The 20263-nt window shown below is 53.9% G+C and carries 19 protein-coding genes; 5 read left to right on the top strand and 14 right to left on the bottom strand.

Annotated elements, in window-relative coordinates; all coding sequences use genetic code 11:
• Positions 1 to 8: 8 nt before the first annotated feature.
• From CCY01nite_RS21340 to CCY01nite_RS21320, 5 genes are all read right to left on the bottom strand, one after another.
• Positions 9 to 1253 (bottom strand): NAD(P)/FAD-dependent oxidoreductase, encoded by a 1245-nt coding sequence (locus CCY01nite_RS21340; protein WP_146866032.1) that lies wholly within the window; start codon positions 1251 to 1253, stop codon positions 9 to 11.
• Positions 1254 to 1285: 32 nt separating this feature from the next.
• Positions 1286 to 2299, bottom strand: coding sequence for a 4-hydroxyproline epimerase (locus CCY01nite_RS21335; protein WP_146866030.1), 1014 nt, complete (start codon positions 2297 to 2299; stop codon positions 1286 to 1288).
• Positions 2300 to 2347: 48 nt separating this feature from the next.
• On the bottom strand, positions 2348 to 3757 hold the full coding sequence (locus tag CCY01nite_RS21330; RefSeq protein ID WP_146866028.1) for an aldehyde dehydrogenase (NADP(+)): 1410 nt from the start codon (positions 3755 to 3757) through the stop codon (positions 2348 to 2350).
• On the bottom strand, positions 3754 to 4680 hold the full coding sequence (locus tag CCY01nite_RS21325; protein WP_186831190.1) for a dihydrodipicolinate synthase family protein: 927 nt from the start codon (positions 4678 to 4680) through the stop codon (positions 3754 to 3756). The genes CCY01nite_RS21330 and CCY01nite_RS21325 overlap by 4 nt, the downstream gene beginning before the upstream one ends.
• A gap of 157 nt (positions 4681 to 4837) precedes the next feature.
• Positions 4838 to 6301 (bottom strand): Gfo/Idh/MocA family protein, encoded by a 1464-nt coding sequence (locus tag CCY01nite_RS21320; RefSeq protein ID WP_146866026.1) that lies wholly within the window; start codon positions 6299 to 6301, stop codon positions 4838 to 4840.
• Between the two features lie 197 nt (positions 6302 to 6498).
• Between CCY01nite_RS21320 and CCY01nite_RS21315 the strand changes: the two genes are divergently transcribed.
• Positions 6499 to 7137, top strand: a complete 639-nt coding sequence (locus CCY01nite_RS21315) for a response regulator (RefSeq protein WP_146866023.1) — start codon at positions 6499 to 6501, stop codon at positions 7135 to 7137.
• Here CCY01nite_RS21315 and CCY01nite_RS21310 read toward each other — a convergent pair.
• Both CCY01nite_RS21310 and pepE read right to left on the bottom strand, forming a co-directional pair.
• A complete protein-coding gene (locus tag CCY01nite_RS21310; RefSeq protein ID WP_146866021.1) occupies positions 7134 to 10139 on the bottom strand; it encodes a sensor histidine kinase in 3006 nt (1001 codons plus the stop codon). The two genes, CCY01nite_RS21315 and CCY01nite_RS21310, sit on opposite strands and share 4 nt — an antisense overlap.
• Before the next feature lie 183 nt (positions 10140 to 10322).
• Positions 10323 to 11036 (bottom strand): dipeptidase PepE, encoded by a 714-nt coding sequence (gene pepE / locus CCY01nite_RS21305; RefSeq protein WP_146866019.1) that lies wholly within the window; start codon positions 11034 to 11036, stop codon positions 10323 to 10325.
• A gap of 61 nt (positions 11037 to 11097) precedes the next feature.
• On the opposite strand from pepE, the gene map reads away from it, so the two are divergent.
• From map to CCY01nite_RS21290, 3 genes are read left to right on the top strand one after another with little or no spacing between them, the layout of a single operon-like run.
• The gene (gene map, locus CCY01nite_RS21300; protein WP_146866017.1) at positions 11098 to 11862 is read left to right on the top strand and encodes a type I methionyl aminopeptidase; all 765 of its coding nucleotides are present in this window, start codon (positions 11098 to 11100) and stop codon (positions 11860 to 11862) included.
• 23 nt (positions 11863 to 11885) lie between these two features.
• Positions 11886 to 13073 (top strand): heparan-alpha-glucosaminide N-acetyltransferase domain-containing protein, encoded by a 1188-nt coding sequence (locus CCY01nite_RS21295; RefSeq protein WP_146866015.1) that lies wholly within the window; start codon positions 11886 to 11888, stop codon positions 13071 to 13073.
• Positions 13074 to 13082: 9 nt separating this feature from the next.
• Complete coding sequence (locus CCY01nite_RS21290) at positions 13083 to 13952, top strand: aldose 1-epimerase family protein (protein ID WP_146866013.1); 870 nt, start codon at positions 13083 to 13085, stop codon at positions 13950 to 13952.
• Between the two features lie 195 nt (positions 13953 to 14147).
• On the opposite strand, the gene CCY01nite_RS21285 is transcribed toward CCY01nite_RS21290, so the two are convergent.
• The 3 genes from CCY01nite_RS21285 to CCY01nite_RS21275 are packed head-to-tail and all read right to left on the bottom strand — an operon-like array spanning position 14148 to position 15539.
• A complete protein-coding gene (locus CCY01nite_RS21285) occupies positions 14148 to 14855 on the bottom strand; it encodes a DNA alkylation repair protein (RefSeq protein ID WP_146866011.1) in 708 nt (235 codons plus the stop codon).
• Between the two features lie 3 nt (positions 14856 to 14858).
• Complete coding sequence (locus CCY01nite_RS21280) at positions 14859 to 15224, bottom strand: hypothetical protein (protein ID WP_146866009.1); 366 nt, start codon at positions 15222 to 15224, stop codon at positions 14859 to 14861.
• 15 nt (positions 15225 to 15239) lie between these two features.
• Positions 15240 to 15539: a GNAT family N-acetyltransferase gene (locus CCY01nite_RS21275; RefSeq protein WP_146866007.1), complete on the bottom strand. Its 300-nt coding sequence runs from the start codon at positions 15537 to 15539 to the stop codon at positions 15240 to 15242.
• Positions 15540 to 15928: 389 nt separating this feature from the next.
• On the opposite strand from CCY01nite_RS21275, the gene bioA reads away from it, so the two are divergent.
• Positions 15929 to 17215 (top strand): adenosylmethionine--8-amino-7-oxononanoate transaminase, encoded by a 1287-nt coding sequence (gene bioA / locus CCY01nite_RS21270; protein WP_146866005.1) that lies wholly within the window; start codon positions 15929 to 15931, stop codon positions 17213 to 17215.
• Positions 17216 to 17272: 57 nt separating this feature from the next.
• On the opposite strand, the gene CCY01nite_RS21265 is transcribed toward bioA, so the two are convergent.
• From CCY01nite_RS21265 to CCY01nite_RS21250, 4 genes are all read right to left on the bottom strand, one after another.
• Complete coding sequence (locus CCY01nite_RS21265; protein ID WP_146866003.1) at positions 17273 to 17770, bottom strand: DUF2911 domain-containing protein; 498 nt, start codon at positions 17768 to 17770, stop codon at positions 17273 to 17275.
• A 79-nt stretch (positions 17771 to 17849) separates the two neighbouring features.
• On the bottom strand, positions 17850 to 18398 hold the full coding sequence (locus CCY01nite_RS21260) for an SRPBCC family protein (protein ID WP_146866001.1): 549 nt from the start codon (positions 18396 to 18398) through the stop codon (positions 17850 to 17852).
• A gap of 89 nt (positions 18399 to 18487) precedes the next feature.
• Positions 18488 to 19051: an SRPBCC family protein gene (locus CCY01nite_RS21255; protein WP_146865999.1), complete on the bottom strand. Its 564-nt coding sequence runs from the start codon at positions 19049 to 19051 to the stop codon at positions 18488 to 18490.
• A 56-nt stretch (positions 19052 to 19107) separates the two neighbouring features.
• Positions 19108 to 20199 carry an ABC transporter permease gene (locus CCY01nite_RS21250; RefSeq protein ID WP_146865997.1) on the bottom strand — a complete coding sequence of 364 codons (1092 nt, stop codon included), beginning with the start codon at positions 20197 to 20199 and terminating at the stop codon, positions 19108 to 19110.
• Positions 20200 to 20263 lie beyond the last annotated feature (64 nt).

Genomic DNA, 20263 nt, shown 5'->3' with positions numbered 1-20263 from the left:
ACAAGGGTTTAGAAGCGTTCCGGAGAAAATGGTTTGATATTCATACTGGGTGTTTGTTCATTCGCCAGCTCGCTCACCAGCTTGCCGGTGCCTGCTCCCAGGCTCAGCCCGAGCATGGAATGCCCGGTGGCGAGGATGCAGTTGCTGATCCTGCTCAACCTGCCGATGTAAGGCAGTCCGTCTGCCGAGCAGGGCCGGTAACCAAACCAGACCTGTTCTTTGGGCGGCATGGGAATGTTGTATGCCGGTATGTACTGCTGCACGGTTTTCAGGATGCCTTTCACGCGGTCCATGTTGGGCGGGGCGTTCAGCGACGTGATCTCCATCGTTCCGCCGAAGCGGATCTTGTTGCCGTCCATCGGTGTGATGGCTACGCGGCCTTCCATGAGAATGGCGGGATGATTCAGCTTGTAAGGCGCATCTTCATAGGTCACGGAGTATCCGCGGCCTGCCGCCATCGGCAGTTTCACTGAAAGCTTCGCGGCCATTTCCCGGCTCCACGAGCCGGTAGCGATCACTACCATGTCGCTATCATACGTGCCTTTATTGGTGGTTACTTTGCTGATCTTTCCATTGTGCTGTTCAAAGCCGGTAACGGTTTCATTGGGAATAAAACGTACTTTTCTTTCATGCAGCAATTCGAGGAGGTTGAACATTAGCTTGTTCGGATAGAGATGCGCGTCGCATTTGAAATATACGGCGCCGTGAATATTCAGTTCCGTTTGTGGCTCCATCGCCTGCACCTGCGCGGCGTTGAGATATTCGGCGTCCAGGCCAAGCTCCTGCGCTTTTTCAACGGAATGGTGGGCATGCGCTTCGTTCTCCGGCATGCGGAACATATCCAGCAATCCCTTTTCCTCGTACCCGAAATCAAAGCCGGGTTGCCGGAACCAGTTTTCATACAACTGCTTGCTGAGGATGGCGATATCGCGGAGGGGAACTGCGCTGCGCTCCACATGCGCGGCGTTGGCGCTGCGCATGAATTTCATGCCCCAGTCGAGCAAGCCGAGGCTGAAGCGGGGTTTTACGTAGAAGGGGCTTTGTGTGTCCAGCATCCATTTCAATCCCTGCCGGACGATGCCTGGCGTAGCCATGGGCACGAAGTGGCTGGGGCATACATATCCCGCGTTGCCGTATGAGCAGTTGTTGGAGAAATCGCCTTTATCAATGACGGTCACCTCCCATCCGCTTTGTTGCAGAAAATACGCCGAGCTGAGCCCGATGATGCCGCCGCCGATAACGATACATTTCATCTGTTAATGTTTGTCTTTCCTTCTGTTAGTTTTTACAATACCTGAAACCCATACGCATAAGGATCATCATCCGGATCTATACTAATGGTGTTATAACCATACACCCGCGCCCATCCTTCGATACTGGGCCTGATGGCGGGTTTGCCGGCAACAGTCGTTTCTTCTTCGATGCGGCCGGTGAACGTAGAGCCGATGATACTTTCATGGATAAACGCCTCTCCCTTCTTCAGCTTCCCTTTTGCGTACCATTGCGCCATACGGGCGGAAGTGCCGGTGCCACAGGGCGAACGGTCGATGGCCTTATCTCCGTAAAACACGGCGTTGCGGGCGGTGGATGCGGGATTCAACACAGCGCCGGTCCACAGCACATGCGAGCAACGATTGATAGTCGGGTCATCAGGATGGACAAATTCATATTTTTCGTTTATCCGTTTACGTATTTCACGCGCCCAACTGATGAGCTTGTCCGCCGGATAATGTTCAAGGCCCGCGAAATTCCGCTGCACGTCCACGATGGCGTAGAAGTTACCGCCGTAAGACACATCGAAGACCAGCTCTCCCAGCTCCGGGCACTCCACGGTCAGCTCCGCCGCCGCGAGAAAAGACGGTACGTTCGTCAGCTTCACTGATTTCACTTTATTCCCGACGGTCTGATAGCTGATATTTACCAGCCCCGCCGGGGTTTCCATCCGTACTGTGCCTGATTTCTTTGGTAATAACAGCCCTTCTTCTATCGCGATGGTGATCGTACCGATGGTACCGTGACCGCACATGGGCAGGCAGCCGCTGGTTTCGATAAACAGCACCGCCACGTCGTTCTGCGGATCATGCGGCGCATACAGGATGCTGCCGCTCATCATGTCGTGCCCCCGGGGCTCAAACATCAGCCCCTTGCGTATCCAGTCAAACTCATCGAGAAAATGCTGCCGTTTTTCACTCATGTTGTTCCCCTTCAGGCTGGGCCCGCCACCGGCAACGAGGCGAACGGGGTTACCACAGGTATGCGCATCTATGCAGAAAAAAGTCTTTTTGCCCGCAGGTTTCATATTCCAAAATAATAAAAGTTTAAGTAATAGTCAGCGACTATTCACTGTTCACTGTTTTGACCATTCGTTGTTCACTGAGCGCCAGATCCCGCGGGGATTGGCATCTTTCAACTCTTCCGGCAACCATGCGTCCGGAAAGCCCTGGAAACATACCGGCCGCACCCATCGTTTAATGGCGGAGGCGCCCACGGAGGTAAAACGCGCGTCGGAAGTGGCCGGGAACGGCCCGCCGTGCACCATGCTGCTATTGACTTCCACGCCGGTGGGCGCATCGTTGAGGATCACTCTTCCGGCCAGTGAGGTTTGCAGCTCCAGGATGTCCGCATGCGCGGCCAGGTCGCTGTCCGTTGCCATGATAGTGGCGGTGAGCTGGCCTTGCAGGCTTTGCAGCACGGCGGTCATCTCTGTTTTATCCGCGCAGGCCACCATCAGGGAAAATGGCCCGAACACTTCGTCTTTGAAATGTGGATTTTGCAGAAAAGTGCCGGCGCTCACTTTAGCGAGCGTGCCTGTTCCGCTGCGCACGACCGCTATGCCTTTCTGTTCAAGCATGGCTGCGAGCCCGGCGGAATAATTATCTGCAATTCCTTCGTGCAGCATTTCATGTTTTGCCGCCTCGCTGACGGCTTCGCCCAGTTGCTGCAGGAAATCCTCCAGCACAGGGCTTTCCAGCGCCACCAGCAAACCCGGATTGGTGCAGAACTGCCCCATGCCGAGCGTAATGGAGGCGCCCAGCATTTTCGCCAGCGCAGCGGTGTTTTTATGCAAAGTATCCGGCAGCAGCACAACGGGATTGATGCTGCTCATTTCCGCAAATACGGGAATGGGCCGTTCTCTTTCCGCCGCATAGCGCAGCAGGGCCGTACCTCCGCTGAAGGAACCGGTGAAGCCCACACCGGCGGCCGCGGGATGCGTTACCAGCGCTTTACCGGCCGTGCTGCCGGGACCGAGCACGTGCTGCACGGTATGTTCCGGCATGCGGTACAAACGAGCCGCTTCCTGCATCGCGGCGAACACGGCCTCGGAGGTGCCCGCATGGGCGGAATGTCCTTTCACCACTACAGTAGCACCAGCAGCCAGGGCGCTGGCCGTATCGCCGCCGGCCGTGGAAAAGGCAAACGGAAAATTGCTGGCGCCGAAAACGACCACCGGCCCCACAGGCAGCAACATTTTGCGGGTGTCTTTATCGCCTTTGTCGATCACCGCTTCCACCCAGCTGCCTTCCGTGATCAGGCGGGCAAACATTTTCAGCTGGTTGATGGTGCGGGTCAGCTCTCCGTTGAGGCGGGGCAATGGCAGATGCGATTCTTCCTGCGCTTTGGCGGTCAGTTGTTCCCGCGCGGATGCCAGTTGGGTGGCGATCTGCTCCAGGAACGAAGCGCGCTGCGCGGGTGTGGTTTTTCTGTAAGCGGCGAACGCAGCAAGCGATTGCCGCATGACGGTATCGATATGGTTCATGCAGTAACGTTCAGATGATGGTATGCCGGCAGTTCCGGTCTTGTTGCCAGCGCCTGTTCTATAACGCCGAGCACTCTCTTTCTTTCCTCTCCCACCAGTGCGAGCCGCGGTGCGCGCACATATTCGGAACCAATGCCCGTCTGCGCTTCCGCCAGCTTGATATATTGTACGAGCTTGGGGTGGATGTCCAGTTCGAGCAGCGGCATGAACCAGCGGTACAGGGGAAGCGCTTCCTGAATCTTCCCGGCTTTGATGAGTTTGTAAAGCGCTACGGTTTCCGCGGGAAAAGCGCATACCAGTCCCGCTACAAGGCCATCAGCGCCGGTTACCAGTTCTTCCAGCGTGAGGGTGTCTACTCCGCAGAGAATGCTGAAGCGGTCCCCGAAGCGGTTCCGCATCCTGATCACATTGGTCACATCGCGTGTGGATTCCTTTACGGCGCTGATGTTCGGTACTTCCGCCAGCTCGTCGAACATTTCAAGGGTAATATCAATTTTGTAATCTACCGGGTTATTGTAGAGCATAATGGGCAGGTCTGTGGATGCGGCCACCGATTTGAAATAAGTAACCGTTTCGCGGTGATCCGCTCTGTACCGCATGGGCGGCAGCAGCATCAGTCCGTCCGCGCCCCATTGCTTTGCCAGCGCCGCCTGCCGGATGGCCTCCCTGGTGGCCCCTTCCGCGATATTCACCACTACCGGCACCTTACCATTGACCTGTTCCACCGCATGCAGCACCAGACTTTCTTTTTCCGCTGTTGTCAATACACTGGCCTCTCCCAGTGAGCCACCCAGGATGATCCCCTCCACGCCAGCTTCCAGCTGCGCCTCCAGGTTTTTGCCGAACAGGGAAAGATCCAGTTCATCGTCCGCCGTGAACTTGGTAGTAAGTGCGGGAAATACCCCCTTCCATTTAATTGCCATCGATTTCTTTTTCTCAAAAGTACCGGGAATGGCGCTGGGGGTATTTGTGGTTTTTAATCAGTTCTGCGCAGATTTTAATCAATCTGTACACTTATTCCTGTGGAAACAAAAAAAGCGCCCTGCTCAGAGGGCGCCCTTTCCATTTATCAATCCTTTATCAATGTACGTTCAGCTGCTTGGTGCCATCTCTTTTCTCGATGTTTCGCACACCAGTGTTCCCGCCACCATCCAGCGTAAGGTTCACCGGCTTGTTCGTTTTCCAGGAGCCTCTCGTGAAGTCCGGGATATCGATGCTGTTGGAACGTTTTGCGATGGATTTTTCGCTCAATGGCAGAATGCAGCTCCAGGATACGCCGTCGTATACGTCCTGGTCCAGCGGTAATCCGTTACGCAGACAGTCTATCAGGCGCCAGTCCATCATAAAGTCCATACCGCCGTGGCCGCCCACTTTTTTGGCGATCTCGCCTACGTGTTTGATGATTTCAGGCGTATACTTTTCCTTCAGCTCGTTCATTTCTTCCTCCTTGATCCAGCTGTGGCCGAAAGCGATGCGTTCGGGAGAAGGATATTTGGAAGCAACGCCCTTGGTGCCGCTCACGAGATGGATGCGGGAATACGGGCGGGGCGTGGTCACATCATGTTGTATCATCATGGTCTTGCCTTTATTCGTCTTGATGATGGTCGTGTTCATATTGCCGCGGTAGGGCTTGCCGACGAATTCGTTGTAGAACGGATCGGTAGCGGCCTTTTCCCTGGCCATGGCGCCCATCATGAAGTCGTTACTCGCCATCGTTACGAGATAGTCCATTTTATCGCCGCGGTTGATGTCCATGCACTGGGCAACGGGACCAAGGCCATGCGTGGGATAGAGATTAGCGTTGTGGGCGGCGTTCTGGCGAAGCCTCCACATGCTTTCATATCCTGTTTTGGAGAAGTTGAGTTCGCGGAGATCGTGGATGTATGCGCCTTCCGCATGTACCAGCTCTCCGAACATGCCGTTGCGGGCCATGTTGAGGGTCAGCAGTTCAAAGAAGTCGTAGCAGCAGTTTTCGAGCATCATGCAATGCTTCTTTGTTCTTTCCGATGTTTCCACCAGCTTCCAGCATTCGTCCAAAGTCAGCGCGATGGGCACTTCACTGGCGGCGTGCTTGCCGCTTTCCATGGCATACAGCGCCATCGGCGTGTGGAGGTGCCAGGGGGAAGTGATGTACACGAGGTCGAGGTCCTCGTTGTCGATCATTGCCTTCCAGCCGTCTTCGCCGGAATATTCCTTCGCTTTGGGCCTGCCGGCCTTTTCAACGATCTGCTGGGCTTTGGTGGCGCGGTCGGGCAATTTGTCGCACAATGCAACGATCTCCACCCCATCGATGAAAGACATGCGCTGTACGGCGCCGGGGCCACGCATACCGAGGCCGATGAAGCCGATGCGTACCTTGTCGATCTTCGGGGCGGCGTAACCGCTCATGTTAAAACGCTGCCGTTTGCCGGACAACTCCAATGCCTGTCTTAATTCCCGGTCGCTTGGAACTGTAGGTGTGGAAGCAAAAGTGGGCATCCCTACTGCAAGGGCGCCAGATCCTATCGCCAGCTGGCGCAGGAAGTTTCTGCGGTTAGAGCTCATAATTAGTTGTTAAGCTGTACAATAAACAATAAAGAGAAGGGGAAAATTAGTAAAGTTTTGAAAATTTCCCTGATTTTTTTGTCAGCGGTTGCTTTCCGGGATGTCCGTGTAGTAGAATTTCTACGCATGGTGACATGTCTTTGTGCTATTTTTGTTTGTTACTGTGATTGGCCAGTGAGTGTAAACTAACATATACTATGAAAAATATTCTGATTGCGGATGATCATACGATCGTCCGTTTAGGCGTATCACATATCGTTTCCACGTTGCCTGTTCCCACGAATGTTACCGAGGCGGAGACGTTCGACGAAGTGATCGCGCTGCTGGAGACCCAAACCTTCGACGTACTGATTCTTGACATTAATATTCCGGGAGGCAACAACCTGCAGATGATCGCAGCGGTAAAGCTGCGCCAGCCGCAGATCCGCGTACTGATCTTCTCAGGGTATGACGAGCAGTTGTTTGCCATTAACTATATACAGGCGGGAGCGGACGGATACCTGATGAAATATACGCCCGAGGAGGAGATCCGGCTGGCGATCCGTACCGTGCTGAACCAGGAAAAATACATGAGCGCATCCACGCGGCAACAAATGCTCAATATACTGAACTCACAACGTGTGCCGGCGGTCAATCCTTTATCCGCTCTCTCCCCGCGCGAGATAGAGGTCATGAACCTGCTCACCAGGGGTATCCCCGTAGCGCGGATCGCGGAAACGTTGCATTTGCAGGTAACAACAGTGAGTACTTACAAGACCCGCATTTTTGAAAAACTGGGCATCAGCAATATTGTGGAATTGCTGGAGAAAGTGAAGATGTACAGCGCAGCGAATTAATTCAGATGCAGGACCACTTCCATCCTCGTTCCGGCATCTTCGTTAGCATGCACCACCAGCCTGCCGTTTATCTGCTGCAACAGTTCTATAACGATCATCAGACCTATACCGTTCTGCATGTAGGGTAATCGCTCTTCTTCCGGCTGCACATACTGGTTCCGGTTGATCCAGTCGCGCATGGCGGGCTCCATCCCGATGCCGGTATCCGTGATCTGGATAGACAAGGCGCCTTCCTTATAGCATGCGCCGATGCGGACGGACCCGGTGACGGTATATTTCACCGCATTGTCCAGCAGGTTATTGATCACCACGGCGAGCAGTTGCCTGTTCACGGGCACCTGGATGTCCGGGGCAGCCTGATTCAATATCTTTACCGCACGGGCTTCGGCAATGGGCCTGAAGATCCCGGCTTTCTCTTCCAGCAGCTCATGCAGGTCCACATACTGCAGGGAATCCTGGTTCTCGATAGCCTGCATCTTCATATACTGGATAAGATTTTCCACGAGGTGGTACATGCGGTAAAGCGCATCATGCATGGCGACCGATTTTTTGTCGTGCTTCCCTTCCGCGCCGGACAGGAGCAGCAGGTATTTCATCGGCGTTTTGATATCGTGTGTAATGGCGGTGATCAGCCGTTGCTGCATGAGCCCCTGCCTGCGCAGCTGCCGCTCCGAAGCCTGCAGGAATTCCAGTGTTTCCTCCAGTTCCCTTGTCCGTTCCTGCACGTGGTATTTGAGAACGCGGTTCTTTCGCTGTATGCGCACCATGCGCAGGCGGATATATAAATATATCACCAGTACTATAAAACAGGCTACCAGCAAGCGGAACCATGTTGTTTCAAACCAGCCGGTTTCCACCACCAGCGTGATGACCTTCTCCGAATAATTATTGATACCGAATCCATTGAACTTCCGGATACGCAGCTTGTAAGTGCCGGAGCGCATCTTTGAAAAATAGATCGTGCCGTTTTCCTCTACCGGCAGCCATGCGGTGTTCTCCCCTCCTTCCATTGAATACTGCATCTGCAGGTTATGGGGATCGCCGAAATAAGGAGTGGTAACATGCAGGCCGACGCGCAGGAAATGGTTGGGCAACGTAATGGTATCGGCGGCGGCCAGCGCCATCGTATCTACATCCACCTGATCCACGAACAATGCCTTGTCCGGCAGATCGGGATGAATGGCGGTGGGAGTGTACTGCAGCAAGCCATCCAGCATGGGCAGCGAGATATTGCCATTCTGCAGGCGAAGCGCGCAGGGCTGGCATCCGCCGTTAAATTCATTTGTCAGAAAGCCATGCGCCTTTGCATAATAATGATAATAGATGTGGTCGTGCTTGCCGTCCGCATACGCCAGCATGTCTTTCCGCGCAGCCTGGAAAAGTCCTTTGTTGGTGGTGATCCAGAAGAAATCGCGATCGTCCCTGATGATGCAGTGGGTGGTATTCAGGTAGTTCTTCCTGTCTGTGGGCATGGCGGTGATCTTGTTGCGCCGGTACAGGAAAATGCCATTATCGTATGTGGTGATCCATATTTCGCCGGGGATGGGAATGAGCAGGCTGCGGACATACGTATCCATGAACGCTTTCACCGTGGTAATACGGCCGGAGGGAAGATGCACCCTGAAAAGCCCTTTTCCGGTGCCCACCCAGAGCAGCTCCGGCGTTTCATGCAACAGGTAGGACGCATCCTTTATGTCGCCGGAGTATAATACCGGCTTCGGAGCGGTATCTGCGGCGGGAAGGTAATATAAACCGGACCTCCGGGTGCCGATCCATAACCGGTTGCCGGTGCCGATATATAACTGGGTGACATCGTCGCCGTTGAACGTCCATTTCCATAACAGCTTCGTGAGGGTACTGTCGTATTTGTAAACGATATTGTCGTCTTTGGACCAGAAATTCCCCTCCCCGTCTTCCTGCAGGCTGTATTTCTGCGACAGCGGCCCCCGGCGGCGCAGCAGCGGGAAGCGCATTTCCCTGCCCGCGTTGTCGAATGCAACCCCCTGCGGCGTCAGCACCCCATTGTCCCCGTAGGGCGCCTGTGCGTAAAATACATTACCGAGATTACCGGAGGCGACGAACGGACGGAATTGCTTCCTGGTATAAACATACAGCCCTTTCGACAAGCTGCCGAGGAATATTCTCTGCAGCTGCGCATCATAATAAACGGATACGATGTTATTCCCCGAAAAGTCAAACCCGTTTAAAACCTCCCTGGTATGCAACGCGGGGCCGGCCGCGGAAAGTAGGTATAGTTTATCCTCATGCCGGAGAAACACCTGTTCCGCGATGTAGTTCCAGTACAGCTCAAAATCTTTTTCCTCACTGCCTGCCAGATCGCCGGTGATGACCACCGGTTGCAGGGTATCCCTACTGAACCGCACGAACCGTCCCTTCTCCGGCATGTGATAGAGCGTACCGCCGAGCGTAAAAAATGTCCAGGGATTACAGTTGGGATAAGGAAAAAAATATTGCTCCTCACGGGAACGAGCAAACGAAACTCCTTTCCGCGTGATATGGAAGCAGGCATTTTCGTCTGTCGGGATCAGGTACCGGTCTGCTTTGATCGTATTGGCGAAGATATTGGGCAGGCCCACCACCGGGTAGGTGCCGCTGGTATCATCATACACGAAGTATTCATAATTACCCGAATCAGCAGGCGCATGCACCCAGCCGGCTTTGCTGTGATGGATACTGATCACCTCCCGCTTGTCCGTTCTGGCAAACAGCTCGTCGCGTTCCGCATCCGGATAAATATAGGCGATGCGGCTGCTGTTGAAGCTGCGAAAGCGGCTGCCGTCGAAGCGGACGAGGCCGTTTTCTGTAGCGAGCCACAAAAATCCTTCCTTGTCAGGGGAAATAAACTTTACGCTATTCTGCGGCAGGCCATTTTCATCTGTATAGTGCACGGCACTATAAGCAGGCGTTTCGGGCAACTGCGCTATAGCCGCAGTGGAATAACAACAAACCAATAGCAGGTTAGGGAGCAAACTTTTTCTCATGCCGAACAAACACTTACGGGTATTGATGGGCTATATAGGCTTGCGCATTAAAGATATGTAACCGGGTCCTTCATATACAGTAATACCGACATATATAGTGTATAGTAAATATACTATTACGCAAATATAAAGCGGTTTATTCGGATTCCTAAGTTTTTATTTTACAGCTGTAGCATGCCCGTTTTACAGCTGTAGCATGCCCGGCGCGTGTTCCTGCGGTTCCCGCCCTGCCTTGAATATTCTTGCACTGAGGTGGCCGCGCAAAAATATATCCGTTCCTGTTACCTCCAGCCAGCTCCCTTCCCGCAGTCCTACTACGGGCACATCCTGCTGCGTATGAAACTCCTTTATCCGTGTTTCCCGCGTTTCACCCATGTGCTGCGATCCCGGAACGGGGTCCAGGTAATGCGCATTGAGATTGAACGGCACCAGTCCCATCGTTTCAAAGCCCGGCGGATATACGATCGGCATATCGTTGGTGGTTTGCATATTGATGCAGGCGATGTTGCTGCCCGCACTCGTGCCGAGATACGGCGCTCCGTTTTCCACGACTTCTTTCAGCACGTTCATCAACCCCAACTCGTGCAATTGTTTCACCAGCAGAAAAGTGTTGCCGCCACCGGTAAAAAATCCTTCCGCTTTCCGCAAAGCGTCCGCGGGCGACGCGAAGGTGTGCAGTCCTTTTACGGATATCCCCATTGCCGCGAAAAAACCTGCTGCGCGGCTGGTGTAATCATCATGTGAAATACCACCGGGACGGGCATACGGGATGAAGATAATTTCGCGGATACCGGTAAAGAGCGTACGTATCGCAGGCTGAAGGTAAGCGAGATATTCCTCGCCGTGCAAGGTAGAGGTGCTGGCTAAAATGATCCTTTGATGTGAAGATGGCGTCATGGTTTCTTTTCGCTAAAATAGTGCTTATGCTTATATTGCAGGTAAATTTAAACGAACGCTTATGTCCATCACATCACAGGCTGAACTGCTCGGCATGCAGAAAGCCAGCGAAGCTGTAGCGCTGACACTCAAAAGCATGCGTGAATTTGCGAAGCCCGGTATGAGCACGGCGGAGCTGGACGAGCATGGCCGCACGATGCTGGAACGCTTTGGCGCCCGTTCCGCGCCGAAGCTGACGTACGGCTTTCCGGGATGGACCTGCATCAGCCTGAATAACGAGATCGCCCATGGCATTCCGTCCGCGCGGACCATTCTGCGGGAAGGGGATCTGGTGAATGTGGACGTGTCTGCCGAGCTGGACGGGTTCTGGGCAGACAACGGCGGATCTTTTGTGCTGGGCGCTGATATTCATCAACATCAGCAACTGGTAAATGCATCCAGCGATATTCTGAAAATCGCCCTGTCCAATATCCGTGACGGCGTACGGATCGCGCAGGTGGGCGGGATCATTGAAGCGGAAGCGCGGAAACGCGGGTATTCCGTTATCAAGAATCTCACCGGCCACGGCATCGGCAGAGGGCTTCATGAAGAGCCGCATTCCATCGCCAATTATTACGATAAATATAACCGCGACCGCTTCCGGAAAAACGCGGTGGTGGCCATTGAAACATTCATCTCCACCAAAGGCACCTGGGCTTACGAAGGCAGCGACGGCTGGACATTGTCCGGCAAGAGAGGCAGCTTTACCGCGCAGCATGAGCATACTATTGTGGTGACAGATGGCGAGCCGATGATCCTCACTTATGAGAATGGGGTAACCGCATAACGGCACTATCAAATCCCCGCTGCATGACCACCCCGCAACGCATTGCCGCTATAGACATCACCCGCGCCCTTACCATGCTGCTGATGATCTTCGTGAACGATCTCTGGTCCCTGCACGACATCCCGGACTGGCTGGAGCATACGGCCGCTGACGAAGACGGCATGGGCCTGGCGGACACGGTGTTCCCCGCTTTCCTTTTCATTGTAGGCATGAGCATTCCTTACGCCATTGCCAACCGTATCAAAAAAGGCGATACTGTTCCGCAATTGCTGCGGCATGTGCTGGAACGTTCCGTGGCTTTGCTGGTAATGGGACTTTTCCTCGTCAACGGCGAAAACCTCAACGCCGCCGCCACCGGCATTCCGCGCGGCGCCTGGAATATTATCTGCTGCCTGTCTTTCATCTTCATCTGGAACCAGTATCCCAAAACATGGCCGCCGGTGGTAAAGAACATCATCCGGGGCCTGGGCATTGCTACGTTGCTGGTGATGGCCTGGATCTGCCGCTGTGGCGAGGGCGCGGAGATTACCCGGTTCGCCACGCACTGGTGGGGCATCCTGGGGCTGATCGGCTGGGCTTACCTGGTGAGCGCGCTGGTGTTCGTACTGGGCAAGCGTCGTTTTGGCGTGAACGTTACGGCCTGGCTGCTGTGCCTCGCGCTGAGCATGGCCACGCATGCGCAGCTGCTGGCTTACCCGGAATGGCTGGCGGTTATGCTTGGCCCGGTGGAATATGGCGCCATGCCGGCACTGGTGCTGGGCGGTGTGGTGGTATCACAGATCTTCCGGCATTACAGCGCGCAGGGCCGGTGGAAACCCGTTATGGGTGTATTGATGGGGCTTTGCGTAATATTGCTGACGGCGGGACTGCTGACGCGCCCGGTGTTCGAAATATCAAAGATCAGGGCTACGCCCAGCTGGGTGCTGATCTGCAGCGCTATCACCATCGCATTATTCGTGTTCACCTGCTGGCTTGGCGACATGCGGCGGAAAGCGCACTGGTTCAAAGTGATCAGGCCGGCCGGCACGGATACCTTGCTTTGTTACCTCATCCCCTACTTTGCATACGGCATCATGTCCATGACCGGTTTTCACTTTCCGCATGCGATCCTCGGCGGCGGCATGGGTATTATCAAATCGTTATTGTTTGCCGTGCTGATGATACAAATAGCGGGATTGATCAGCCGATCGGGTATTCGTTTGAAACTGTAAATTTGCGGTATGATGGAAATAACAAACGAATATTTACAGGTGAAGATCAGCACGAAAGGTGCGGAACTGCAAAGCATTGTCCGGAAAGACAACCAGCTGGAATACCTCTGGAGCGGCGATCCCGCCTTCTGGGGGAAGAAAAGCCCGGTGCTGTTCCCGATCGTGGGCAATCTGAAAAACAACACCTATCTCCACAAAGGAATCCCCTATCAGCTGGGCCGCCACGGCTTTGCGCGGGACATGGAATTTACCGTGACCGAGCACACGGAAAAACAGATCACGCTGAACCTCAGCGACAGCGACACCACGCGCAAGAACTATCCTTTTTCCTTCAGCCTCAACATCCGCTACACCCTGCAGGACGCCTCGCTGACCGTCAGCTACGAAGTGCAGAACACCGGCGATGAAACCATGTACTTTTCCATCGGCGCGCATCCCGCATTCAAAGTGCCACTGGTGAACGGCACCACCTACGAAGATTACGCCCTGCATTTTTCCGAAACAGAAACAGCGGAAGTATGGCCTTTATCCGCATCCGGACAAATTTCCCGCACGCCCGCTCCCTACCTGGACCACACCAAAGTATTGCCCCTGGAAAAAAAGCTGTTCTACAAAGATGCGCTGGTGTTCAAAAACCTGGCGTCCACGGCTATCAGCCTGCGCAGCGAAAAAACACCGCATGGATTGACGCTGCGTTACGCAGGTTTTCCGTACATGGGCATCTGGAGCGCGAAAGACGCGGATTTTGTCTGCATAGAGCCCTGGTGCGGCATTGCGGACCATGATGATGCAACGGGAATACTGGAAGAAAAGGAAGGCATCATCCCCCTTTCACCGGAAGCGCTGTTCCGGCAGCAATGGTCGGTTATCCTATTTTGAAATTAACAATATCAAAGGAGTTTGTGCGTATACGTTATACCACGTATTAACATCATCTTATTGCTGTAAACCGCACCTTTGTGACGCTTCAAGGACGAGTTTCAAATTGCAATCCGGCGACAGACCAGTTCGGCCGGTTATCAATGGTTGGTTATTAAAATGCAGGCGCCCATCTTCCGGTGGGTGTTTTCTTTTTCAGCATTTGATCGTCTTCTTTTTCTTCGCGCCGCCGGGCCTGTTGCGGGCAGCCGCGATATAGGCTTCCGCTCCCGGCACCTTGCAGGCGGTACCGTTCATATCCACCGACACGGTCCCTATTTTACGGGCTGTCTCTACCGCAAGATCATGCAGCGCATCCACGTAGGCGCCTACGGAGATCACAAATCCGTTCATCACATACCGCACGCGGTTGGGAGCGGTATGAATATCTTTTTCTATTCGCTTCAGCAGTTTTTTCAGGGAGGGAATGTCCAGCTCCTCATCTGTTTTCATGGATACAATGCCACCGAGCGTATTCCAGCCGCTGCCGGCGATCAGCTCGCTGTCCGATTCGATCCATTCCAGCGCCATTTCCCAGCCTTTGGGATGTTCGGACGCTACCCAGGGAACCGAGTATTCGCTGATGCCGGGGCTGTTGGAGGTATTTACCCAATGCTGCAATTGCGCTTCGGTCATCTCCGCGCCATTGGCGATCAGCGCCGCCAGGTAACGGGCATCGTACACCCCGCTGTCGAACAGCGCGAGGGCAAGCGGTACATCTTTTTTGATCTTTTTCTGCAGCACTTTAAGATCGGCTACTTTGGCGCCGTACAACGGTTCCCGCGCGCCATGCTTCATGAGCGTATTCTTCGTAGAGGCGGTACCGTAAGACCTGATAGCATCCAGCACTTCCGTGAGCTTCATATATCAGGACAATTGTTGCTTGAAGGACCTGAATTCTTCGCGCAGCTCAATGAAAAGGCGGTCGAATGTATCCATGTCTTCCTGCAGCTTGCTGTGCAGGCTGGTGAGCGTGGAGGAGCTGCCTTCGCTTTCAGACATGATCTTGTCCGCCTTCACGATCAGCGCCAACTGGTCGTTCACCACTTCTTTCTGCCGGATGAGCGCGTTCTGGAAATGTTCCACCTTTATCAGTTGTTCCTGCTGCATGGCTTTGCTGCTCAGTTCCGTCAGCTCTTCCGTGAGGGATTTGATCTCCTTTTCGCTCAACAGAAGATCTTTCTTCCATGCCTGGTGCAGGCGGTGGATGTCGTCAAAATTGTCTATCGGCATATTTGCTGGATTTTGCTATACGTTAATGCCATGCGCCAGCAGGCGTTTCCATTCGGGGTGGCGGCGCAGGTAGGTGGCTACATACGGGCAAAGGGGCACCATTTTCAATTTTCTTTCGTCCACGATCTGCAGCACCCGCTCAACAAGGGCCGAGGCAATGCCTTTCCCTTCGAGGGCGGAGGCTACTTCTGTATGGGTCAGGAAGATCCTGTCTGCCCCCATCATATACTCTACTTTGGCGAGATGCCCGTCTACGCGGGTTTCGAACTGACGGGCCAGTTCGTTGTCTACAACTTCCAACGGCTTCGTTTCCATAATATAAATCTCGGTTTTTTAAATGATAATTGTCCTGGACGCTCTGACAGACCAAATATCCTGCCGGTATTATACAACGCAAAGCTACGGAAATGGTTGCAGCCGCGGAATTATTGGCGGTGTCGGGGTCGTTCCGGGGGCGTTCGGGGTTGGCTCATTAAGCCACTGGCGAGAGTTTCAAGGGAACATTAATAGTATTTTATCTTAGGTATCCGTAACAGGCCCCACACCTATGGGATAAGACCGGGAAACGGCCATGGTAACTGAAGGAACAGGCCGGGCCAGGTGGACGTGAGGTGGAGATGAGGTGGACTTGACCTGCCTTTGATTTTGGTGAATATCCTATCAGCGGGCATGTATATTCTGTATTCTTCCTTTACATTTGCCCCATGCAAAAAAGTTTAAGTGAACGGGACCTGGCGGTGATCTGGCACCCGTATACACAAATGCAGACGGCGCCGGCGCCTATAGGCATCGTACGCGGGGAAGGCGCGCTGTTGTTCGATGAAAACGGGAACAGCTACATAGACGCTACTTCCAGCTGGTGGGTGAATATTCACGGCCATTCGCATCCTCATATTACGGCAAAGCTGGCGGCGCAGGCATCGCTGCTGCATCACTGCATTTTTGCTGGCTATACGCACGAGCCGGCGGTTTCCCTCGCGGAACGGCTGCTGCCGGTGCTGCCGGGGGACCAGCAGAAGCTGTTCTATTCTGACAATGGCTCCACCGCGGTGGAAGTAGCGCTGAAAATGACGATACAGTACTGGAAGAATAAAGGCGTTTCAAAATCGCGCATCCTCGCTTTCAAAGATGCGTATCATGGCGATACGTTCGGGGCGATGAGCGTGAGCGGGCGCAGCGTTTTCACCAGGGCGTTCGATGATTTGCTCTTTGACGTGATCTTCCTCGACCTGCCTTCCAAAGACAATATCAACGCGCTGAAAGCGCAGATCGATATGATCGCGGACGAAGCGGGGGCTTTCATTTTTGAGCCGCTGGTGCTGGGCTCCGGTGGTATGGTGATGTACGAAGCCGCGTTGCTGAACGAATTACTGGCGCATTGCCGGGAAAGGAACATCCTGCTGATCGCGGACGAGATCATGACCGGCTTCGGCCGCACCGGCACCAACTTCGCAATGGACCAGGTGGCTACGCCGCCGGACATCGTCTGTCTTTCCAAAGGTCTTACCGGCGGCACGATCGCGATGGGGGTAACCACCTGCACCAATGAAATTTACAATGCCTTTCTTTCGGCGGACAAGCTGAAAACGCTTTTCCACGGGCATTCCTATACGGCCAACCCGCTGACCTGCGCCATTGCGCTGGCGAGTCTGGACCTTTTCCTCGATCCTTCCTGCGCGGCCAACCGGCAGCGGATCAATGCGAAGCATCGCGCATTTGCGGTGGAGCTGGCCTATCATCCCGAGGTGAAGAACGTACGCTCGCTGGGCACCATTCTCGCTTTCGAGATCGTTACGGGGCAGGCGGACAGCTATACGAATGAGCTGGCGGGCTTCCTGCATACTTTTTTCCGGGAGAGAAGGGTGATGCTGCGGCCGCTGGGAAACACGCTGTACGTCCTCCCACCTTATTGCATCACGGATGCGCAGCTGGACGAAGTGTACGGCAGCATCGGGGAAATGCTGGAGGTGTATGCGCGGCAATGGGCCTAAACAAAAACGGGATGCACCGGTGTGATGCATCCCGTTTTTAATTCATTCAGGCTTCTGCTAGAACGTGAGCGGCACTGCCACGCGGGTTTTGTCCCAGTGGATCACCATCTGCCCTTTCGGGAAAGAGAAGGTGAGTTTTTCCGCCTCGGGAGCGTTATTGTCCGCGGGCACTTTTACTTCAGCTACGTTTTTGTCCTTATTCTTTTCGTAGTCATATGCGCCGGGCTGACCAGTCACGCTGTTCAGAATAACGGTCCATTCCTTTTCGCCGGGGATGGTGAACAGAGAATAGGTCCCTGCTTTCACTTTTTTGCCGCCGAAGGTGGCGTCTTTCTTGAAGGTGATATCGGTTGACTTGTTAGCCCCGGTGCGCCATACTTTGCCATAGGCTTCCAGATCAGGGAAGATCACGCGGCCTCTTTTGGAAGGCTGGCCATAGGCTACTTCAACATTTTCTCCTTCCGCAGTCACACGCGGGCTTTTGGGAGGATTTTGCTGTGCGAATACAGCGCTCGTTGCAAAGATGAGGGCCAGGCCCATTAACATGCGTTTCATAAAATAGGATTTGATTTGTTTGATTGAAAAGGGAAATTACGCCGTTCTCTTCACAATTACTGTACCACTTGTAACAAAATCAGTAATTCTCTGAAAGAGTTTTCAATTTGTTCAAACCTTCTTCCATCGATTCCCCGAACATGCGGTCCATCAGAAATCCCCGAAGCTTCCACCAGGGCGTCATGCCTACTTTTGCTTCCAGCCTCCAGAGGATGGCGGTGCCTTTTCCGTCGGTGGTGGGTTTCAGCTCGATGATACCTTTTACGGGTTTCATGGCGGGATGGGTCATATTGTATTCGATGCCTTTCTGCGGGTCGGCGCTTACTATTTCCACTCTTCCGGAGGCGTTGCGGCCGGCGGTGTTGCTCCAAGTGAACCAGGCGCCTTTGCCGGTGGCGGGATCGGAATATTGCTGCATGCTGGCGCCGCCGGTGCGGTAGGCGGGGTCCCAGGGGTTCCAGGCCGGCCAGGTTTTCAGGTCGCTGACCTGTGCGAATACCGCGGAAACGGGCGCATCGATGGAACCGGACCTTTCAAGCCGGGCCACAGATGGAAATAGAAGTGATAACAGGAAAACCAGCAGGATCAAAACCAGCGCTGCGGTCAGGAACATCTTCAACAATCGCATAGCGGAAAGGGAAATATTTGAAATAAGGGCGAAGGTAATGCATTTCGCGGCGTTTCCGCTTATGCTCCCGGCACAGGCTTTCAGTATGGTTATTCATATACCACCGCTTCCCTGCCCTGTATCTTTTCACAAACCCTTTTCAGGTTATGCAATCCTTTTTCAAAATCGCTCCCCACCCATTTATCCGTCATCTTTCCCATAAACCTGCGCACGGGATTCTGTCCCATTTCAGCATCGATGCACCAGGTCACGCGGGTACCGTCCGCTGCCGGCTCAAACCGGAAATAGCCCCTTGAAACCCGCTGCTGCATGAGGTTCATTTCATTCGCGATATATTCGTTCGTGCGGGATTCGATGATAACAAGACTGCCCTTTCCCACCTTGCGCCGGCGGCTTCTCCACCGGTACCAGGCGCCCTTGCCCGTATCCTTCTCTGAAAATTCCACTTTCATTTGCGGGTCTTTGCTGTGCCATGGCGACCACTGCGGCCAGTTGCGCAAGGCATTTACCAGCATGAAGATCCGTGCGGCAGGGGCTCGTATGAGCAGGCTGCGCTCTACATGAACGCGCGATGGCAAAAAGAGGGAGATGATAAACAGACCCAACACCAACACTGCCAAAGCCCCTAAGATGATGAACATGGCTTGTTGCATAAGGAATAGTTTAAGAGGACATAAAAGATACGCCTATTCCCTGAATTTTCCAGCATTTATTCCCAGCGGAAAACCCTGATGGCCACGCCGTACACCACCACTCCCCAGGCGATCATGATCAGCAGCTGCGGCCATACGTTCCAGATATGCAGCCCTTCGAAGGCTATTTTCCGGAGCGCGTCGTTCAGGTAGGTCAGCGGCATTACCCGGCATATGGGCTGCAACCAGGCGGGAAATACGTCGATAGAGAAGAAAGTGCCCGCCAGCAGGAACTGCGGCAGGGTGACAATATTGGCAAGCGGCGGGATCGTGCTTTCTGTTTTCGCGATCCCGCTCACCACAAATCCGAATCCCATGAATATGATCAGCCCGAACAGGCAAAGCAGCCACATTTCCAGGAAGGTCATAAATCCGTTCACCAGCGTGAAGCCGAACAGGAAATACCCTACCCCGATGATGATCACCGCGCCGATGGACTGGAACAGCAGGCGGCTGATGGCTTCTCCCAGGATGATGTACATGCGGCTCACGGGTGTGGCGAAAAAGCGCTTCAGCACCAGGGTCTGCCGCAGGCTGAAGAAGAGGAAGGCCGTGCCGAAAACGGCGGCGCTGAGCAGGGAAAAGCCCAGTTGTCCCGGTAAAATAAAATCGATCGCCTTATACTCCCGCCCCGGCACCACTTCGGGCAGCACCCTGGCAACGGAGGGACGTGGAAACTGCACGTCGTCCAGCTGATTGATGCCACTATACAGCACGTTGAACAGAATGCCGGCGCTTTCACCGCTGGCGGAAGACGTTTTCACATGCACATCATATTTGGACACCGCATCCACCGTATCGATCTTCACGATCGCCGTCAAACGGCCCTTGCGCAGCTCATCCTCCATTTCCACCTGCGAAAGCCCATTGGCGATGCGGATGTTGCCGCTGTTCTTCAGGGCCTTGTAAACAGGATTGAGCGTATCAGAACCTGTATCGATGCCTATTTTCGCTGAAACTCCCCTCCCGCCGATGAAGCCGAACACGAGTATGAACACCAGCGGGAAAGCGAAACTGAACACCACGGCGGAAGGACTGCGGAACATACCGCGGATGCTCGCCTTCGTGATCGCCCACATTGCTTTCCACTGATTATACTTAACTGCCATACGTCTGTCTTAAAGGGTGTAAAACTAGCATTCCGACGCAAATAAACAACTACGAATTCCGGCG

It is taken from the genome of Chitinophaga cymbidii, from assembly GCF_007992715.1.
Classification (GTDB): Bacteria; Bacteroidota; Bacteroidia; order Chitinophagales; family Chitinophagaceae; genus Chitinophaga; species Chitinophaga cymbidii.
The sequence above is the reverse complement of the archived record's forward strand: the minus strand, read 5'-3'. Positions and strand labels throughout refer to the sequence as shown.